This is a genomic window from Albibacillus kandeliae, from assembly GCF_003116585.1.
Classification (GTDB): Bacteria; Pseudomonadota; Alphaproteobacteria; order Rhodobacterales; family Rhodobacteraceae; genus Albibacillus; species Albibacillus kandeliae.
This window is the reverse complement of sequence record NZ_QEHM01000019.1, coordinates 1-18,064: the sequence shown is the minus strand read 5'-3', so window position 1 is coordinate 18,064 and position 18,064 is coordinate 1. Positions and strand designations below refer to the sequence as shown.

The window sequence follows — 18,064 nt, the reverse complement described above, 5'->3', positions numbered from 1 at the left end:
TGCATCCCAGCCTGGCGATGAGTCCCGCGCATATCGCTTCTTATAAGTTTCAGAGTTCACGGCTCAGCCTCACACCCCGATGAAAGCTGACCTTTACAGTAGTTCGGCAGCCGGTCAACAAGGGCTCAAACCAGTCATACGGCGACGCAGCGGGGGTAGCACACGTGCCCCCAAGTGCGCCGTCGCTCCCGGCCCTCAGCGGCCATCCGAGGCCACCGCCCGATCCGCATCGTAGCTTCATCGAAGCGGCCATTAGTTGGGATCGCCGAAGACTGGCGTCACCTGTTCATTACGATATCTCTTCCTGAACTCGCGAAGCACCATTTCGAGCGTCGCCTCAAAAGTTCTCTGGTCAAACATCATCGACCTTCTAGCTTCGTGAAGGTACCGCCAATCAATAAATGCATTCTTGTTTTGCGTGAGAATGTCACGAATACCGTAGTCGACGAAAAAGAGGCTGGGGTGATGCGGGATCACTGATCGCTTGAACTCCAGGTCAAGCCTCCGCTGACTTTCGGGCAACAAGGCATCGAACAGCTTTGTCAAGTCGTGAGACTTAAGTACGTTTGAATTGTCATGATCGAAAACGAACCATGCCTTAAGCGCCAATTCCATTGAAAGAGCCAGCAGCATTGGCTCAACGCCGACATGTTCTTGGTCGGCCCAACCTTCAATCTCCTCAAACTGTTGGTCTGGGAAGCTCCTCGTCTTCCGCAAAATCGCCCTTGCGGCATCGCCGATTCGAATAGCGGTCGATAAGCGAGCGCTCATATTTGGTCCTCTTGCTTGCCTGTAGCCAGATTGGAAGCCCAGCGGTTCTCATGCAAGTCGGCATCCTGTAAGGTCCCATGACGGCCCTATCCCGCCCTTCACCAGGCTCGGTCTCGCCGCGGCGCAGCTTCCCGGAACCGGTAGTCCATAGCGTCGTGCAGCATGTGCTGGCACGCCAAGGTCTGAAGACGGACGAAGCAGACCTAGGCTTTTGTGTGAACTGGCATGCAAAATTGACCGCGTCGCGAGGCAACCGACGTCCAACAATGCCCGCCAACATGAAAGGCCAGTTGGATCGCGCGCAATGCAATGCAGAAGTTGAACATCCGGCCTTAACTATCCATGGTGGCTTACTCGCCACACAATCTACTTTTTCTTCGAGCACATAAGCGATGACCGCTATTCGGATGCAACTCAAGGTTACGCTTTGACTGATGAGGTGGCATCTCCAGCGGCAAAAATGCCGGATACGGTTCCGGCTGATACGTCACCTGATAAGAAATTCATTACCCAGAAGTGATACGATGTAGATGGCTACGAATCTGAGGAAATCGATGAGATCAGATTTCAGGCGGGTTATGCGCCGGGTACTGTGTCTATCGTTGATCAAGTAGTATGTGGAGCAGGATGATGTTACTAGTTAGGTCAGTACTTCAGGCTGGGGTGTCTCTGTTGGCATTGCTCACGCTATTGTCATGCAGCGGCGCTATCTCAGCAACTGCGTTCTCGGAGGCATTGAAGGTTTCGGTTTCAGTGATTGATGCGCGACCATCCGGTGAATTAATAAAAGTTGATTACAGAATCTCTAACGGCGGAACGTCATCCGTATGCGTGGATGAACCTAACCCGACTGGCCCTGCCTGGAGGGTGTCGGTGAATCGCGTTTCGGATAATGCTCGTTTGTGGCCTGTGATAGTAGAAGAATTTTTTTTTGGTGATGATCCCGCCATGGAAAGAAAAAGGCAGTTCGAAATACCGGCTGGAGAAACCAAGACGCTGGTCGGCTATGGGCCATTTCCCAGAGAGGGGGTTTTTAGGGGTGAGGATGGCACGAAGCCGGAACTCTATTCTGGTGGAACGAAAGAGAAGCTTTCTGTTAAGATTACAGAGACATTCTACGATTGCCACTTCAAAAATGAAATCACGGCATTGCGGGCGCGTAACTATGTTTATGTCGAATCCGCCGCGTTTAGCGTTCCTCGCTAAGTGAAGGGTGGGCTGTCGTTGGGAAACGAAAATCTACTAATTTCCTTCGTGCTGTCGAAATGTATTATGATCTGCAGTGCCTGAGGAAACTTGGTTATCAACACAACGCCGATCACCCCGCTACGGGTCTGTTTTTCACGCCTGTTCACACCCAGCGAATGTTCTCGCACATGCTATGTGCTCGGTGAGAGCAATAAAGGGCCGGAAGCGAACATCCCTCCTTATGCATACGCACATGGGGCTTCCGGCCCTTTCCGGACCTTCAAACACAGTCCGGCTGTCGCATCGCAGCACCTACAAGCGGACATTGCCCCGTGCCTAAAGTTTCCCGGAAAAGTGACGCGCTGTCCGGACCACCCCCAGCAACAGCGCGTCAGGTGTTCAGCGGAACCTGGCTGCGTTCTCTGCAGCCGCGGCATCCGTGTCGCCCTGACCGAAAGCAGACGGTCGCGGCTCCGGCAGTTGCAGCGCCTCTTGGACCCGTGGCATGGCGTCAATGCGGTCGAACCATGCTTGCAGGTTCGGCAATCCGTCGACGCTTACCGTGGCCCAGAAGTAGCTGCGCGCCCAGGGATAGGTCGCGATATCCGCGATGGACATTGCATCACCCACCAGCCAGTCGCGCCCGGCAAGCCGCGTATCCAGCACTTCCAGCAGGCGGCGGCTCTCGGTCACGTAGCGGTCGATGGCATAGGGCACCTCGTCGCCATTCGGCTTGGCGATCCGTTGGAAGAACATCGCCTGGCCCATCATCGGGCCGATCCCGCCCATCTGGAACATGAGCCATTGAAGCGTTTCCGAGCGCTGCTTGGGGTCGTGGCTGAGGAACCGGTCGTATTTCTCGGCGAGATACCACAGGATGGCACCGCTCTCGAAGACTGCGAAGTCATCAGCGCTGCGATCCACGATGGTCGGAATGCGCCCGTTCGGATTCAGACGCAGGTAATCGGGCGCCTTCTGCTCCTTCTTCCCGAAGTCGATCGGCACCAGTTCGTAGTCGATCTGCGCTTCGTGCAGGAAAATCAGTGGTTTCCACCCGTTCATGGTGTTGGCGGTATAGAGAACGATATCAGGCCGCATCATCGGTGAGCTCCCCGAAGATCGTGGCAAGATGGGCGTCGAACCGGGCCAGGTCGGAGGCCACGTCGGGGTTCTTCATCACGTCGAAGGCCCCGAAGGTCGGCAGCGGCGTCATGCCGAAGAACCTGGCGTTCAGATGGACCGGACGCAGGAGGTCATCCAGAGACATGCCCTGGAAGAACGGCTCTGCCGGGTCGTCGAAGGCCTCAGCCGGGGCGTTAAGCGTGGCCGAGATCATGTAACGCGTGCCTGCCAGCTTACCGCCCATACCGTAATTCGCTTTCGGTGCAGCGGCGCTTCGGCCGTCGCCATTGCTGAGCTGACCGCCCATGCCGACCGTGTAGACCTCATCCATGTATTTCTTGAACGACCACGGCACGCCCATCCAGTTCACCGGGAACTGCAGGAGGACCACGTCCGCCCAAAGGTGGCTGTCCACCTCGGCCTGCACGTCGTAACCGGCAGCCACCGTCGTCAGGCGGACCTCGTGCCCCTGTGCCTCAAATGTAGCCTTGGCGCGTTCCGCGAGCGTTTTGTTGAGTTTGCCGGGGGCAAATTCATAAGGCTGCGCGCCGTTCAGGATGTGGATCTTGCTCATATCGTCTCTTCCGTTGCTGCGCCCGCTTGACTTCGGCGGGGTCCGGGATGAGATGACCGTGGTGGGAAACAAAAACAACCAGTATACTTTTTGTAACCTAATACGAAGCGGACCAGCGGAGCGCAAAACGATGGATGCAAAGATCGAAGTAGACGGTGCCGGCCGACGGAGCGCGGCCAATGCCTGCACCGAGCCCTGCGCCATCGAGCGCGGGATGCGGATCATCGGAGGGAAATGGACCGGTTCCATCCTCTGGCACGTCAAGGATGGGCCGGTGCGCTTCAACGACCTCGCCCGGATGATCGGCGGAGCATCGAAGAAGATGATCACGGAACGCTTGCGGCAACTCGAAGAACAGGGGCTGGTCAGGCGTGAAGTCTGTGACACCGCCCCGATAACCGTGGTTTACGAAATCACTGATTTCGGGCGCACAGCCCTGGGTTTTCTGGATGAGTTGCGGAAATGGAGTGAGGGCCTTCCGAAGAGTTTAACCGCTGAAAAGAGATAGCCTGTCGAGAGCGCGATCGGCCCATTCCGGACATTCGCCAGGTTGGGTCTCGCCGCGGCGCAGCCTCCCCATACCGGACATCGGTGGCATCGTGCAGCATGGACTGACAGCCCAACTCCAGCAGAGCGGACTTTCCTGCCGGTCATCCCGAGCGTAGTAATGCGATATGGAAGATCATCAAACTGCCTTGGACTACCCCTTGCTTGGGCTGATCAATCACTGCGAGACGCTTTGTGAGGCGGCTTGCTGCGGCGTAGATGCGTTCGACTTTTCCCCTATTCATATTGCGTCATTCCTCATCAAATTCACCGGGCAGATTGAAAGCGAAGATGTAAATAAGATTCTATCGCAACTACAAAATTTGGATTTGGAAGCCGAGCGCCTGACGAGCGACGGCGGTACAACCTGCATTGAGGCGATGAACCAGGTTCTTAGCGGACCCGCGCTTTTCACGCTATCGACCACAATCAAGGGCAGCCTCGCAAGGGCTGTGCTTCTGGTCGCGGACGTTCAGCGATCCAACTGACCGTCCGCTTCGGGCTCCAAGCGGTCATGTGGCGCTGCGGGGGCCTGCGGGACCACCCAAGAGTAGCAACATGACGCAAACGGCCCATACCGGTCACTCATAAGGCTTCGAGACGCCGCGCTGCGTTTTCGCGAAGCCGGTCATTTATGCACCGTGCAGCATCTTCGAGGGGTGACGGTCGGGTGTCCGGACGAAGCTGCCGTTTGAGCCAGGATCAAATGACGTTTCGCGGGCGCGACGGGAAAGCCCAGCGACTGAGCATCCTGACAGCGATCACCGCTAAGCTGCATCAACCCATAAGCAAGCGAAGCCGGACCCTAACAGGAGCCGAACCATGCCCTGATGGCGAGGATAACGGAGCATTGTCGCACAGAAGATGCGCGTGAGCTGCGACATTACCACACTCGACAGTCTGATAAATATTTAACAAACTGAAGAGTGCAATAATAGCTGAGAATGACATGGACCAGATACTTCTCCCCCTCGTTACCCACCCCCACGCGATCATATTCATGAAGGTCGTCCTCACGTCGTTCTTCTGGCTTGCCGGGCTGTTCGGCGTCTTCAACTTCGGGGTCATCAAGCAGGAAATGATCGACGCCAAGCTTCCCCAGCCGGCCTTCTTCGCGTCGGCGACAATTCTATGCCAACTCGGTGGAGCACTTCTGCTGATCACCGACTTCCAAGACCTTGCTTGGCTCGGAGCCGGCGCGCTTGCTGTGTTCACCCTCCTCTGCATCCCGATCGGTCATCCATTCTGGAAGTACGAAGGCGAGAAGGGGATGCATGAATTCCAGATTGCGCTCGAGCATGTCGCCATGGTTGGTGGACTGATGATCGCTGTCGCGATCTCGATGCTCTATTGAAGGCGATCCATTTGACGACACCGAACCTCAAGCGCCCACGAGGGCGCCCAAAGGACATCTCGAAGCAGGCTGCGCTCCTTGATGCGGCAAGGCGACTTCTTCTTTCGAAGGGCCCGGAGGTTAGCGTCGATGAGATTGCGTCGGTCGCGGGCGTCTCCAAGAGCACAATCTACGCAAACTTCCAGGGGAAAGATGATCTAGTGGAGGCGGTTATCCGTCGCGAAGCTGACCGGACCATCACTCAAGGCGAATTCGACGCTCTCCTTCAGACTGAAGTGACTGCCGATACACTGGTGGAGTTTGGGCGAAGGTATGTGGGTTTCATCAACTCCCACGACCTCATCGGCTGGGACCGTGTCATAGCTTCGCTCGATTGCGAAGGACCCGAATTACCCGGGAAGTTCTTCGATCTTGGTCCAGGCCGTGGGCAGCGTTTCTTGGAAAGACTGCTGGATAAAGCCATCGTTGACGGGCTTATCCATACCGACTCGACCACTAGAGCTGCTGACCAACTAACGGGTCTGTGGCTAGGCTTCTCCAATCTAGAGGTAAAACTTGGCATCCGCCCGCCGCTGACTGTCAAACAGGTGGATGCTCAGGTGGCGACTGGTGTTGCCGTCTTTCTTCGTTACTACGGTGCCAAGCCCAAGGCCTGATCCTGCATGCGATGGCCGCTCTGGGCTCGGAGGGGCCTAGCGGTGGCTTAGAGCACACCTCGACCTTGCTCGGCTCCGAGTGTCGGCTTCCACCTTTGTTGGGCGATTGGATTGCCGCCGCAGCGAAGGTCGGCTATCCGCCCTTCCACGACATTGGTGCAAGGCGCAGCATACGACCAGGTGCTGACACCAAGGGCGGAGAGCGGACATGCGGCAGTGCAGCACAACATCCACAGCGATCTAAGATAGCAATCGTTCGCGCGCGTCGAAGCGAAACCTAGGCAACTATTCAACGCCCCAGTGGACCTTTCGTCCTTAACGGCCCTGGTAGACTAAATTATACATGCGGTTGGGATAAGATTTCGAACATGGTGGTCAGCTTTTTTTGATTACTGGCCTTACTAAGATCGGTCGTTGGATATCTGGTAAGCTCATCAAGATGGCGGAAGCGCTGCGCCTACGAACCGCTTCGACCGTGGGGCCAGCGAACTTCGTCGATCTAGCCCCAACCGATGAGGCTGACCAAGGAGGGGTGTATTCTGCGGCATTGAAGTTCGCGACCAACAGTTCGGACGTGTCTAACATCGCGTTCACCCGACCTTATGGCTCAGGCAAAAGCAGCATCATCCGATCTTTCCTGAAGTCCTGGGCAACCACCACCTCTTCGTGAACGAGCCGGGCGGCATAGTGCCGTGCCGACAGGTTACCCGGGCAGCCACTGGACCTTCTGGCAGTATACCGGCACCGGCGTGGTGCCGACGTGAAGGGCGAGGTCGACATCAACGTGTTTGCCGGGTCGCCCGGCGACTGGATCGGCTGTCCGGGGTAACCGGCCAGCACGGCAGGCGCAGGGGCGCGGGACCGCGCCGCCTGCCTGTCTTGCCTCAGCGCGGTTCTGCGCGCAGACCCTTCCAGATCGCCCAGCACATCAGCAGCAGCACCACCGTAAACGGCAGCCCGGTCGAGATCACCATCGACTGCAGCGACTGCAGCCCCCCGGCCGAGAGCAGCAGCACGATGGCCACCGCCCCCTCGAACACGCACCAGAACACCCGCTGCGGCACCGGCGCGTCGACCTTGCCACCCGCCGTGATCGTGTCGATTACCAGCGACCCGGAATCCGACGAGGTGACGAAGAACACGATCACAAGAACGATCCCGATCACCGAGGTGATCCCGGCCAGCGGCAGCCCCTCCAGCATCGCAAAGAGCGACAGCGGCGGGTTGTAGCTGTCGATCACGTTGGCCTTCACCGCGCTGGTGGCCGGATCGCTCAGCACCTGATCGATGGCCACGCCGCCAAAGACGGCCATCCACAGCACGCAGACCAGCGAGGGGATGATCAGCACGCAGATCACGAACTCGCGCACCGTGCGGCCGCGGCTCACGCGGGCGATGAACATGCCGACAAAGGGCGACCAGCTGATCCACCACGCCCAGTAGAACGAGGTCCAGCCCTGCACAAAGCCGGTGTCCTCGCGTCCGACCGGGTTCGACAGCGGCACGATCTCCTTGAGGTAGGCCAGCAGCCCCTCGCCGAAATCGGTCAGGATCAGCATCGTCGGCCCGGCCAGCAGCACGAAGAACAGCAGCAGCGCCGCGATCGCCATGTTGATTTCCGAGAGCACCTTCACACCGCCGTCGAGGCCGCGCAGCACCGAGATCAGTGCAATCGCGGTGATTCCGGTGATCAGGATCACCTGCGTGCTCGGCCCGACCGGCACGCCAAAGACGTGGTTCAGACCCGCGTTCGCCTGCTGCGCGCCAAAGCCGAGCGAAGTCGCAAGGCCGAAGAGCGTGGCAAAGACGGCAAGGATGTCGATGATATGTCCCCACCAGCCCCAGACCCGGTCACCGAGGATCGGGTAAAAGGCCGAGCGGATCGTCAGCGGCAGCCCCTTGTTGAAGGAGAACAGCGCCAGCGCCAGCGCCACCACCGCGTAGATCGCCCAGGGGTGCAGCCCCCAGTGAAAGATCGTGGCGGCAAGGCCCATGGTCTTGGCGGCCTCGACATTCTCGGGGATCAGGTTGCCTTCGGCGTCAAAGGGAGACGGCACGCCCAGCGGTTCGGACACCGCCATGTGATAGACCGGCTCGAGCACGCCGAAGAACATCAGCCCGATCCCCATGCCGGCGGCAAAGAGCATCGCGAACCAGCCCACGTAGCCGTAATCCGGCGTCGCCTCGGCCCCGCCAAGGCGTACCGAGCCGACCGGGGTCACGATCAGCAGAAGGCAGAAGATGACGAAGATGTTCGCCGAGCCGAGGAAGAACCAGTCGAACCCCTTGGTGACGGTCGAGAACAGCCAGGAAAACACGGCGCCCGCCTGCTCCGGCAGCGCCAGCGTGTAAAAGACGAAGGCCACGATCGCGAGGCCCGAGACGAGGAAGACGGGGTTGTGGATGTCGAACCCGAAGGGTCCCACCTGCCCGTCTATGTTGTCCTGTCCTATGGTGTAATCCGTGTCGATCAGCTCAACCGCACCTTCCGGTTCCGGTATGCCCTGATCGCTTGAAACTTCGGCCATTCGCGGCCTCCTTGAATGTGTTGTACGCCCCTGGGTGGCGGGAAAACTGTGATTGCGTCGAATTTGCGCGTCAGCCGCGCACAAGCATCACCGAGGCCGACGCATGCGCCGCAATCTTGCCGCCGTTGGAGGGCCAGATGTAATCGGTCAGCCCAGGCACGTGGCTGGACATCACGACGAGATCGGCGCCGACCTGATCCAGTGCCTTGAGCAGAACGTCATCAAGATCGGTGGTTGGATCATGCGAAACGACCATGTGCGCCGATGTCTGGATCCCCTCGGCACTCGCCTCCTCCCTGGCGAATTCCTCTAGTTTCTCTCGGTATTCCTCCGGAGTGTGTCCAAGCGCACCCGGGGTCGACGCGGTGACCCCGACGTAGACCACGGGGATACCGTAGGTCCGGGCCAGATCGGCGCTGCATTTCAGCCCGCGCTCCATCTTGGGCCTGTGCGCCAGATCGACTGGTGTCATAATCCGATTAAACATGTTCGTCCCTCCTCTCCCGCACGAGTGCTCGGGAGCCGTTGGACCGGCTCGTCTGGCTAACGCTCGCGCGTTATTCAGTTATCGGGGGCCCTGCTGGCGTCTCCAGAGGGCGTCCTCCACCCCTGAAGGTAACGTCAAAGTTGCAATGGATGCAAACCGGTGCGGCATGTCGTGTCGTTTCCACGACATCCCGAGAGCGGCCGCGCCACCCGTGCCCCGGTGACGGTCAGACCGTTTCGGGGGCTTCAGTAAGAGATAACTGACCGGCACTTCGGCTAGGCTGACCTGCTCCCCTTGATCTCGGCTCCCGGTCGAATGCTGCGCTCGACACGAATGTCTTGGCAAGGCCTGAGACCAGTCGACCGTTGCGCTAGCTAACAGCGACAGCAATGGATCGTCACAAAACGTTCCGCGGCCTCTACCCCAAACCGAAAGAGAAAACGGGTCTTAGGGCAGCTCATCTCGAACAGTCAACCTCGGTATCGTATTGTAAGAATCCCGCGTTTCAGCCCAAATCGCACCACACACATTACACACACCAGAAACTCATTTGTGATAGCCATCTCATGGAAGCCATCGACCCCCTGACTTTCTTCCCAAGCTCAAAGTATCGAATGCCGCTCGTTACCGACGGAACAATAGAACGGCCCCACCTCGTAGCGCAGCTACATGACCGAATTACAAAAGCGCGGGTAATCACAATCTCTGCACCGGCAGGGTCAGGTAAGACCACGCTCATGGCACAGTCACTTCGCTTAAATCCCGACCTTCAGGTCTTCTGGGTGTCGGCAGATGAGGCCGATACACTCCAACGTTTGTCGCTTGCACTGATGGCAGCACTCGAACCGGTTGACCTTCCCTGGCGGCTCTCGACAACCGCGATCGCTGAGTTGGCGGAAGATAGCAATCACGGTCCGCTGCGCGTCGCGGATGCTATGCTCCAAGCCCTTTACGATGCCGATATAGGAAATGCAGCAATCGTCTTCGACGATCTCCATCGCATTCGAGACCAGGCGATCTTTCGGTGGCTCGAACGGCTAATCGAGCACCTACCATCCGACTGGACGCTCTTGCTCAGCAGCCGGATTGATCCACCGATCGGCCAGTCAAGGCTCAGGGCCCAAGGTCAACTAGCAGAATTTCGAAGCGTAGATCTCGCCTTTTCCGAAGGGGAGATTGCCCAGCTCATCAGAGTTTCGAAAAATGACAGTCCTGATCCCGAACAAGTCCGGCAAATCCGCGAGGGAACAAACGGATGGGCGACCGGTTGTAGCCTAGCCATTCGGGCTCAGGACGAACGTCCAATTTCAGCCCCGATGATACGCTCAGCCTTCGAGTTCCTGAGTAGCGAAATCCTGAACCAGCTACCTGATGATTTCAGGCTTTTTCTGATGCGAAGTTCGGTCCTCTCCGAACTGACTGGACCGACCTGTTCCTCTGTTACTGGTGATCCGGCTTCGGAAAAGTGGCTCTCAGAGATCGAGCGGCGCGAACTGTTCGTCATGCATGTAGCGGAATCCCCTCGCACACTTCGCCTCCATGATCTCTTGCGCGAGACACTTCAGGACCGGCTTCGTGAGGAGCTGCCTGAAGAAATCCCAGGTCTGCTTCGTCGAGCAGCTCGTTGCGAAATAGATATAGGTAGACGGATTGACCTATTGCTTCGCGCAGGTGCGCTGGAGGAAGCTGAACAGGTGCTGACTGAGGCCGCTACAGAGCTGATCCTACAGGGACTGCGGGACCAGGTCGTGGCATTGACTGAGGCGTTCCCGCAGTCCTTCCGGGAGGGCTCCGGGGGTATCTTGTACATTCTGGGCCTCTGCGCCTCTTCGCACTCGGGATGGCAAGACTCTCGTAGGTACATGCAGTCCGCTGCCGCGAGCTTTGCCGGCCGAGGCGAAATGGCCGCAGCGTACCGCGCCCTTGCCCACGTTGCCATTGCAAGCATTGGGATGGGGCTGGCGGACGAGGCAGCGCGGGTCACACAGGAATTAGAGCAGAACGCCAAGGGCGACGCTGTGGCTGAGGCGCTCTCCGCCGTCGCCACTTTCTGGCTGGCAAAGATGACTGGCTCCAAGGATCAGGAGCTAGCTGGCTTTGACGCGCTACTGCGTGTTCTCTTCACCTCTGATGATCCTGACCTCTGGAATCAATGTGCTCTGCATCTACATCTCGCCGGGCGCGTCGGCATGGGCGCTCGCTGCGAGAAATTCGCTTCCGCCGCACTCGGCATAGCGCGCGAGCAGCATGTTGCATTGCGCGACAGTGCATTTTGCATGCGCACCTGGTATTTCTTGCTTTCCGGCGATGTCGATAATGCGATGACACTCGTCAGGGATATGGAGAATGATCACTTCTGGGGCGAGAAGCCCTTTCCCGTCCGTACTACAGTCTTGCTATTCCAGACAATTCTAGCAAGTCTCCAAGGCGACGCCGATGGTGTCTGCCGCTACAACGATCTTCATCTCGCAGAATTCGAGCATCGTGAGGGTCCCTCGTGGGTCTACTGGCGCAGCCTCGCCCTAGCCCTCCGAGGGAAGCTACTACTCGCATTGGGGCGCTATGACGAAGTTCAGAAGATCGCCCAGCAACTTTCGACGTCGATACGCCTTATGCCCGCCCGGATTATTGTAATGGCCGAGGCTTACCTCTCAGCTGGGCTCTCACTGCGATCACAATACTCAGGACCTAATGCGGGCCAGCTAGCGCTACTGGGAGACCTTCCCGTCGCAGGCGACGTGCTTGGGCTTGAGCCTGGATGTCGCGCGATGCTGTCAATCGCATTGGCACGGCAAGCGGAGATGGACCGCGCGGTTAGCCTGTTGTCAGGGCTCGTCGCCGAATGCCAAGAAACGGGCGAGATGATGCACCTCATGATGCTCGGCCCTGACATGCTCGGCATGCTGATCGAGGTTGCCGGTGCCGACGAGAAACTTGTGGCAGTCCTACGGGCACTCATAGATCAACTTGTAGACCTCTCCAGCCTGAGACCGCAGCTGCGCCCACTTCGGGATGACCTTAGCCCGCGTGAAATCGAGGTCCTTTCCCGGATTGCCGCTGGAGATAGCAACAAGGTTATCGCGCGGGCTTTCGATCTTTCTCCTCACACGGTCAAGAGGCACGTGGCAAACATCCTTGAGAAGTTAGGCGTTTCGTCGCGCGGTCAGGCGGCGGCCTGGTATCACGAGCATATCGGAGTAGAAGCAGGTACGGCTTGAGCGCCAAACGAGCCATAAATAGTGGCCGGCACCAATGGCCCATCCGGGCCATATCCAGATACTAATCGCAGTGCTACATGCCAACCGTGGGCGGACATCGGCAGTTTGTCTTGTCCGGACGCTCCAGGTTCAGGGTTAGCAAGTAGATGCAAGTTACACTGTTGTTCATCAGTCTCCGTCCGCCGCCTGCAGCGATGCCCCGCAGCGGCGGAAAAACATACCCTTCGACGGCCTGATTCAGCGCCCTGAAGGTAGATCACACGTTCTGATTTTAGCCCGACGGCACGCGTTCATCGCCTCCCACTCGCGTGGGCTGGCTACCTGCATCCCATACCATTCCAGTCTCCACAGGACTGGACGACAACCTGGCACGCCAGAGGCCTGCCTTCAGAACCATTTCAAACAAAGGAAACACTACCTATGAAATTGACTGCAATAATTGTCGCCGCAGTCCTCGCTCAAACCGGAACGCTGGCGAAAGCAGCAACGGTATCCAGCACGGCTTCATACCAGCTGCTAAGTTTCTCCACCTCTCCCTGGGCATCCGACTCTTGGTTGGTTCCGGACCCCTTCGAAACGCGCACCGAGGTGGGCACAGGGAGTGCCAGCACCGACGCAATGCCAAAGGCAGTTTCGGCCAATGCGGCGACTTCCGGTCGGAGTATGTTGGAGATGGATCACGGCTCCGGCCAGATCATCAGCCGGGATCGGCTGAGCATCACCAATACAGGTACGTACATGGCAAACTTCGGCGGCCATGTCCTTCCGCACCTGACGGTTTCTATCTTGGGCAACAACGATGGCGAGCTGGCGCCGAATGGCTTGTTCGGGGAACTGGCATCGGCTGTTTCCGCGCTCAACATCTACGCCACGATCTTCCATGTCGACGGCTCCGAGTCGATGACCACCTATTACAATAGTTCATTGGAACTCGGCTTTGGCGAGACCGGTAGTAAGTCTGGAACAGGTGGTGGCGCCAATGGCTTCAGCTTTGTAGCCGGGCTTAACCCCGGTGAACGCGCGGAACTTGTGTTTGAGATGTCAGCGATCTCCAACGCCTGGCATTCGGACCCCGAGGCTCTCGAACAGCCGTCGACCGTGCCTCTCCCAGCTGGTTTCATCCTGCTTCCCGGCGCGCTCGGAATGCTCTTTGGTGTCCGCAAAAGGAGTGACCGCCGCCGCCGACGCAAAGGCTCTCGTTGCTCTATCGAGAATGGCCTCCCTCCCCGAACACAATTGGACCGGCGCGGTCCGGATCATGTCCGCCCCTACCCCTGCTTTACCGAGAAGTGATTAAATGACTTACGATACCCTCAAATCTCGCGTTCGCGGGAGCGTCATCACTCAATTCGATCCGGACTACGCGACCTCCCGGGACGCGCTAACCTGGAATGGCCGTAAACCCATCTCTTCTGTCTGCATAATTGTGCGTGCACAGGATGCCCGAGACGTTCAAGAAGCGGTCCGCTTCGCGGCCGAGTATGGGCTAAACGTCTCAGCGCGCGGCGGCGGACACCAGTTTTCGGGTATCGCCGCCCGGGCTGACATGGTGATCGACCTCGCCGCCCTTGACCGGATGCGCATCGACGCAAGCTCGCGCACAGCAATCCTTGAACCCGCGGTCACCAATGTCCGTCTAGCAACAGCCCTTGAGCGGAAAGGGCTTGGTTTTCCAGTCGGTCATTGCGGTGATGTAACGGTCAGCGGCTACCTGCTTGGTGGCGGCATTGGCTGGAACTCCAATGCCTGGGGAGTTGCTTGCTTCTCGGTCGTCTCTGTCGACGTGGTCCTCGCCGACGGTCAGCTTGTGACCGCTACGGAGAATGATCATCCCGATATCTTTTGGGCAGCCCGAGGGGCCGGCCCTGAATTCTTCGGGATCGTCGTTTCCTACCAGATCCGTCTTTACGACGCACCAAAAGCTGCGACTTCGCTGGTCCGGGTCTATGGCGCTCAATCGATGGCAAAGGTCAGCGAGTGGGCCGAAAGTGCCATTGCGCGCGCACCGGAATCGGTTGAGTTCACGGTCAAGATTGGCGCTTCTCCCATTGGACCCGTGATGGCAGCCATCGCGAACGTATTCGTGTCGGACGCACGTCAAGCCGCGGCACTCGGAGCAGACCTCTGGCGAGACGCTCCCGACGGAGCGCTCGAAGTCGTCGGCCCGATGCAGACACCAATCTCCTCGCTTTACGGGATGACCGGCCCCTCCGCCCCCAGAGGGAGCCGATATGGTGTCGATTGCGTCTGGTCCAATGTTGGCTTTGCGGAGTCGCTAGCCATGATGCTACGTGCGGTGGAACTGGCTCCATCTCCTAACAGCTTTGCGCTCTGCGCATTGCGGTCCAACGCTCGTCCATCTCCCGACACCGCCGCTTTCTCGCGCGAAGGCCGAGTCTTCTCAACGATCTATGGCATCTGGGAGGACGAAGCCCAAGATGACGCGAACCTCGAGTGGCTGCGGCTATCGATCGACAGATGCCAGCCATTTGCTACTGGCACATACGTTGGAGAAAGCGATCTTGATCGTCCCGGCCAGAGCCTTCCGAGGCTCTCACCTGACGCGTTGGCTCGTCTAGCGCAGTTGACCGCGCGACACGATCCCTCGGGGCTGTTTTCGCCCACTCTGCCCACGCGTGACCTCTCGGCTGCGTAAGAAAATCACCCTGGCGCCTAAGCCGGGGCCCCTTCCATAGGAGTCATGAAATGAAACTGATCCATCCGGCCGTACTCGCGGCCATCTATTCACTTTCCACCCCGCTCAGTTCCGCTGCTGACACTGCGCAACTCGAGCGAGGCGCCTACCTTTCGGTCATCATGGATTGCGCTGGTTGCCATATGCCGCGCGACAGGGACGGCGCACCCATCTTCGAAGCCGGCCTTTCAGGTGGGACCATCGGATTTGAGCTCCCGGGGCTCGGGGTGTTCTGGGCTCCTAACCTTACCCCCGACGCGACCGGACTTGGTGACTGGAGCAAGGACGATATTGTGCAAGCAATTCGCTATGGTGAGCGCCCAGATGGACGTATCCTCGCACCAGTGATGCCGTGGCCTGCATATAGCCAGCTGACAGACGTGGATGTTGACGCGCTGGTTACCTTCCTGATGTCGATGGAACCCGTGGAAGCTCCACGATTTGGTCCTGAACATTCCGCAGAAGCTGTGTCCGCGCCCTTTTACCGGGTCGTGTCACCTGCGGATTGAACGGCCATCTCACAGTGTTTGATGTGAAGCCGAGACATTCGAACTATCAGACGCGGACTCCAAGGGGCGCAGTTCAGGATCATTGAAACATTCCGGCTATAAGACCTGAATGCGGAACAGCTCTCAAAGAATGGAGTTTACGTCTGGAGCCTCGCGCACATTGAGGCGCGAGGCTCCAGATTACAAATCGGCGGCGCTAATCTTTCTCAGACCGCCAGATCTTCCGGCGCAACGCCCGCGTCAATCTTGTCCTTGTACCATTGCGGCCGACGCCCCAGGCCAGACCATTCGTTCGCTGCATTGTCGGGGTCGCGGAACTTCACGGGAGATTTCGTCTTGGGAAGCTTTCCCTCGGTGAGGTCGCCGAGATCGAAGCCGTGCTCCGCGGCGGCGGCCCTGGCCGCATCCAGGGCGGCCTTGCGCTGGCGCGCATCCACGGTCTTCAGGGCCTTCTGCGCATCCTTGATCAGCGCTTCGAGCTCGTCCTTCGTCATCTTTTCCAGGTCTGCTGGGGTCATCAGTATTGGCCTTTGGTGCGAGTGGTGTTTCGGGGAACGGAAGCCCCATTCGGTAATGCAATTCCGCTCCATGACTCATACGCAGTCCTCACGCAACTGGATTGCTAATTCCCAATCCGATGCAGCTTGTTTCCGCTGACCCTTGTGGCTTTTTCTATCCAATTCCGACTTTGCGCAGAAAAAGGGTCCCCCTCCGGTTTCCACCAAAAGGCAAAAAACTGGCGACCCTCCCCCTCCCCTTTGAGGGCGCCGGGACGGAATGAGAGCGGGGCTCCCGTCCTCCCGGCATTCCGCCTGCCCTACTCTTCCGCCTGCCAGCCGACAGGCGTGTCCCCGTAATGCACCGCCGCTGTCTTTGGCTTATGCGTGGGTCCGACCATGCGATCGAGGGCATGGCCGAGGGCGGTGGAGGCGGCCCCAACGGTCCGGCCATTCACCGACCAGCCGTGGGCGCGCAGGACATCGCTGATGGTCTTGTCCCCGATGCAGACCATGTCGACGAGGGCGCGGTCGGGGATGGCCGAGCGGGTGCCCCGGTCCGAGGGCCGGACGCGACGGACCTCCAGCGCGATGCCGGGTCCGATCTTCTTCAGCAGGCGATCGATCTCCTGCCGGTCCTGCATGAGCGCATCGATGAAGGCCCCGCTCTGCCCGGTGCCGCCCGTGCGCGTGCGGGTGAAGGAGGAGCCACGGATACCGGCGGAGGCGTGGCGCTCCACGAGGTCGCGGTAGTGTCGCCCCATGGCCACCTGTGTCTCGGTGAAGGGCGCGGGCTTCTTCCGCTTGGCCGCCGCCACCCGCATGACATCGAAGGCATCGGCATGGCGCAGCGCCGCTCGCCCGAGGTAGCCTGCGTCCTTGGCCACGTAGCCGTCCCGGCCGTCGGGGTAGAGCTTCTGCGGGCGCACCACCTGGTAGGCGCCCCGCGCCGGCGCCTCGGGGATCTCCGGGCCACAGTCGTCGGGCACCGCACCGCGGGCCTTCACCGCCCCGATCCGCGCCGCCTCCGCCGCCGCCTGCGCCCGCGCCCGCTCCCGGGCCTCCCGGAACCCCTTGGGGTCGTGGTAGCTCATGCCTCGCTCTCCTTCTGTTCTGCTGTCGCCTGTTCTGTCTCGTCCTGCTCACTCGCAGCCCGTGCCGCCTCGCCCTCGTCCACCAGCCGGGAGACCCGGTCACGCTCGGCGAGGTAGACCCGCCGCCAGCCGAGCTCGGAGGGGGAGGCCACCTCCCGAGCCATGCGGTCCTCGACTAGGCGCAGCTTGTCCCGGTTGGCCTCCGCCTCCCGCCGGATCATCAGCCCCACCCGCGAGGGCGGCACCTTGTAGCGCTGGAAGTAGCGGTAGCTCTCCACCAGCGTGCCCTCCGCCCGCGCCTGCGGCCCGGCCCGCGAGCGGAACCAGCGCAGCAGCCCCTCGAGCTCCTCGATCGGGCGCGGCTCGATCGCCTCCGCGTGCCCGATCACCATCGCCTTGCTCGGCCAGATGTCGTGGTCCTTGCCCTGCCCCTTCGGCAGCAACAGGTCCCGGAGCGCGCGCAGCCCGTCATCGGAGAGATAGGCGAGGTGATCGCAGAGGCTCGCGAGCTCCGCCTCCTGCTTCTCCACCGTCACCCCGCGCGCCCGCCGGAACCCCGCCTCCTGCAGCGGGGTCACCAGCAAGCGGCGCACCCGTCCCCGCTTGCTCTCGGGTCGCTCACCGCCATAGGGGCTGGCGTTCATCCCTGCCCCGCTCTCCGTCGGCGCTGTCCTTTCCATCCCGGGTACTGGTCTCAACACCTGTCTCCCTTTCTCAGCCTGTTGGTTCCCCTGCCTCATCCCTGCCCTCCGGTCGGACTTATCCCCAGCGTCCGGGGCGGTTCCGCCCCCGGACGGGGTCCTGTCCTTTTCCTTGTCATTTCGT

Annotated in this window: 17 protein-coding genes and 1 pseudogene; 10 read left to right on the top strand and 8 right to left on the bottom strand. The window is 59.5% G+C overall.

Annotated features, from left to right (window positions below):
* Positions 1-252: 252 nt before the first annotated feature.
* Entirely contained in the window at positions 253-771 is a 519-nt protein-coding gene (locus tag DDT93_RS26085) for a hypothetical protein (RefSeq protein WP_109468860.1), read from the bottom strand.
* 672 nt (positions 772-1,443) lie between these two features.
* Here DDT93_RS26085 and DDT93_RS26655 point away from each other — a divergent pair.
* On the top strand, positions 1,444-1,977 hold the full coding sequence (locus DDT93_RS26655; RefSeq protein ID WP_157960308.1) for a hypothetical protein: 534 nt from the start codon (positions 1,444-1,446) through the stop codon (positions 1,975-1,977).
* A gap of 381 nt (positions 1,978-2,358) precedes the next feature.
* Here the strand turns inward: DDT93_RS26655 and DDT93_RS26080 are convergent, their stop codons facing one another.
* A complete protein-coding gene (locus DDT93_RS26080; RefSeq protein WP_109468859.1) occupies positions 2,359-3,060 on the bottom strand; it encodes a glutathione S-transferase family protein in 702 nt (233 codons plus the stop codon).
* The gene (locus tag DDT93_RS26075) at positions 3,047-3,655 is read right to left on the bottom strand and encodes an NAD(P)H-dependent oxidoreductase (protein ID WP_109468858.1); all 609 of its coding nucleotides are present in this window, start codon (positions 3,653-3,655) and stop codon (positions 3,047-3,049) included. Before DDT93_RS26075 ends, DDT93_RS26080 begins: the two co-directional genes overlap by 14 nt.
* A 130-nt stretch (positions 3,656-3,785) precedes the next feature.
* Between DDT93_RS26075 and DDT93_RS26070 the strand changes: the two genes are divergently transcribed.
* The 5 genes and pseudogenes from DDT93_RS26070 to DDT93_RS27125 form a co-directional block, all read left to right on the top strand.
* The gene (locus tag DDT93_RS26070) at positions 3,786-4,163 is read left to right on the top strand and encodes a winged helix-turn-helix transcriptional regulator (RefSeq protein ID WP_109468857.1); all 378 of its coding nucleotides are present in this window, start codon (positions 3,786-3,788) and stop codon (positions 4,161-4,163) included.
* A gap of 166 nt (positions 4,164-4,329) precedes the next feature.
* Positions 4,330-4,689 carry a DUF6331 family protein gene (locus tag DDT93_RS26065; protein WP_269800961.1) on the top strand — a complete coding sequence of 120 codons (360 nt, stop codon included), beginning with the start codon at positions 4,330-4,332 and terminating at the stop codon, positions 4,687-4,689.
* Positions 4,690-5,150: 461 nt separating this feature from the next.
* Positions 5,151-5,555, top strand: a complete 405-nt coding sequence (locus DDT93_RS26060) for a DoxX family protein (protein WP_109468855.1) — start codon at positions 5,151-5,153, stop codon at positions 5,553-5,555.
* An 11-nt stretch (positions 5,556-5,566) separates the two neighbouring features.
* Positions 5,567-6,211 (top strand): TetR/AcrR family transcriptional regulator, encoded by a 645-nt coding sequence (locus DDT93_RS26055; RefSeq protein WP_109468861.1) that lies wholly within the window; start codon positions 5,567-5,569, stop codon positions 6,209-6,211.
* Between the two features lie 385 nt (positions 6,212-6,596).
* Positions 6,597-6,860, top strand: a pseudogene (locus DDT93_RS27125) (YobI family P-loop NTPase); the annotation flags it as partial.
* A 235-nt stretch (positions 6,861-7,095) separates the two neighbouring features.
* Here DDT93_RS27125 and DDT93_RS26040 read toward each other — a convergent pair.
* Together DDT93_RS26040 and DDT93_RS26035 are read right to left on the bottom strand one after the other, a co-directional pair.
* A complete protein-coding gene (locus tag DDT93_RS26040) occupies positions 7,096-8,739 on the bottom strand; it encodes a BCCT family transporter (protein WP_109468853.1) in 1,644 nt (547 codons plus the stop codon).
* A gap of 70 nt (positions 8,740-8,809) precedes the next feature.
* Positions 8,810-9,226, bottom strand: a complete 417-nt coding sequence (locus DDT93_RS26035) for a universal stress protein (RefSeq protein WP_109468852.1) — start codon at positions 9,224-9,226, stop codon at positions 8,810-8,812.
* Between the two features lie 389 nt (positions 9,227-9,615).
* On the opposite strand from DDT93_RS26035, the gene DDT93_RS27005 reads away from it, so the two are divergent.
* The 4 genes from DDT93_RS27005 (at position 9,616) to DDT93_RS26015 (ending at position 15,648) form a co-directional block, all read left to right on the top strand.
* Complete coding sequence (locus tag DDT93_RS27005) at positions 9,616-12,444, top strand: LuxR C-terminal-related transcriptional regulator (protein ID WP_109468851.1); 2,829 nt, start codon at positions 9,616-9,618, stop codon at positions 12,442-12,444.
* A gap of 420 nt (positions 12,445-12,864) precedes the next feature.
* A complete protein-coding gene (locus DDT93_RS26025) occupies positions 12,865-13,737 on the top strand; it encodes a hypothetical protein (RefSeq protein ID WP_109468850.1) in 873 nt (290 codons plus the stop codon).
* Between the two features lie 4 nt (positions 13,738-13,741).
* Positions 13,742-15,100 carry an FAD-binding oxidoreductase gene (locus DDT93_RS26020; RefSeq protein WP_109468849.1) on the top strand — a complete coding sequence of 453 codons (1,359 nt, stop codon included), beginning with the start codon at positions 13,742-13,744 and terminating at the stop codon, positions 15,098-15,100.
* Positions 15,101-15,150: 50 nt separating this feature from the next.
* Entirely contained in the window at positions 15,151-15,648 is a 498-nt protein-coding gene (locus DDT93_RS26015; RefSeq protein ID WP_109468848.1) for a c-type cytochrome, read from the top strand.
* Between the two features lie 206 nt (positions 15,649-15,854).
* Here DDT93_RS26015 and DDT93_RS26010 read toward each other — a convergent pair whose 3' ends face one another.
* The 3 genes from DDT93_RS26010 to DDT93_RS26000 form a co-directional block, all read right to left on the bottom strand.
* Positions 15,855-16,166 (bottom strand): H-NS histone family protein, encoded by a 312-nt coding sequence (locus DDT93_RS26010; protein WP_109468847.1) that lies wholly within the window; start codon positions 16,164-16,166, stop codon positions 15,855-15,857.
* 299 nt (positions 16,167-16,465) lie between these two features.
* The gene (locus DDT93_RS26005; protein WP_109468846.1) at positions 16,466-17,239 is read right to left on the bottom strand and encodes a hypothetical protein; all 774 of its coding nucleotides are present in this window, start codon (positions 17,237-17,239) and stop codon (positions 16,466-16,468) included.
* Positions 17,236-17,937 carry a hypothetical protein gene (locus tag DDT93_RS26000; protein WP_157960305.1) on the bottom strand — a complete coding sequence of 234 codons (702 nt, stop codon included), beginning with the start codon at positions 17,935-17,937 and terminating at the stop codon, positions 17,236-17,238. The genes DDT93_RS26005 and DDT93_RS26000 overlap by 4 nt, the downstream gene beginning before the upstream one ends.
* Between the last annotated feature and the right edge of the window lie 127 nt (positions 17,938-18,064).

Bases quoted from the DNA above. Each gene is read 5' to 3' on its own strand.
- DDT93_RS26080 (WP_109468859.1), bottom strand. From the start codon at position 3,060: ATGATGCGGCCTGATATCGTTCTCTATACCGCCAACACCATGAACGGG.
- DDT93_RS26065 (WP_269800961.1), top strand. From the start codon at position 4,330: ATGGAAGATCATCAAACTGCCTTGGACTACCCCTTGCTTGGGCTGATC.
- DDT93_RS26040 (WP_109468853.1), bottom strand. From the start codon at position 8,739: ATGGCCGAAGTTTCAAGCGATCAGGGCATACCGGAACCGGAAGGTGCG.
- DDT93_RS26020 (WP_109468849.1), top strand. From the start codon at position 13,742: ATGACTTACGATACCCTCAAATCTCGCGTTCGCGGGAGCGTCATCACT.
- DDT93_RS26015 (WP_109468848.1), top strand. From the start codon at position 15,151: ATGAAACTGATCCATCCGGCCGTACTCGCGGCCATCTATTCACTTTCC.
- DDT93_RS26085 (WP_109468860.1), bottom strand. From the start codon at position 771: ATGAGCGCTCGCTTATCGACCGCTATTCGAATCGGCGATGCCGCAAGG.
- DDT93_RS27005 (WP_109468851.1), top strand. From the start codon at position 9,616: ATGGATCGTCACAAAACGTTCCGCGGCCTCTACCCCAAACCGAAAGAG.
- DDT93_RS26005 (WP_109468846.1), bottom strand. From the start codon at position 17,239: ATGAGCTACCACGACCCCAAGGGGTTCCGGGAGGCCCGGGAGCGGGCG.
- DDT93_RS26075 (WP_109468858.1), bottom strand. From the start codon at position 3,655: ATGAGCAAGATCCACATCCTGAACGGCGCGCAGCCTTATGAATTTGCC.
- DDT93_RS26060 (WP_109468855.1), top strand. From the start codon at position 5,151: ATGGACCAGATACTTCTCCCCCTCGTTACCCACCCCCACGCGATCATA.
- DDT93_RS26025 (WP_109468850.1), top strand. From the start codon at position 12,865: ATGAAATTGACTGCAATAATTGTCGCCGCAGTCCTCGCTCAAACCGGA.
- DDT93_RS26070 (WP_109468857.1), top strand. From the start codon at position 3,786: ATGGATGCAAAGATCGAAGTAGACGGTGCCGGCCGACGGAGCGCGGCC.
- DDT93_RS26010 (WP_109468847.1), bottom strand. From the start codon at position 16,166: ATGACCCCAGCAGACCTGGAAAAGATGACGAAGGACGAGCTCGAAGCG.
- DDT93_RS26035 (WP_109468852.1), bottom strand. From the start codon at position 9,226: ATGTTTAATCGGATTATGACACCAGTCGATCTGGCGCACAGGCCCAAG.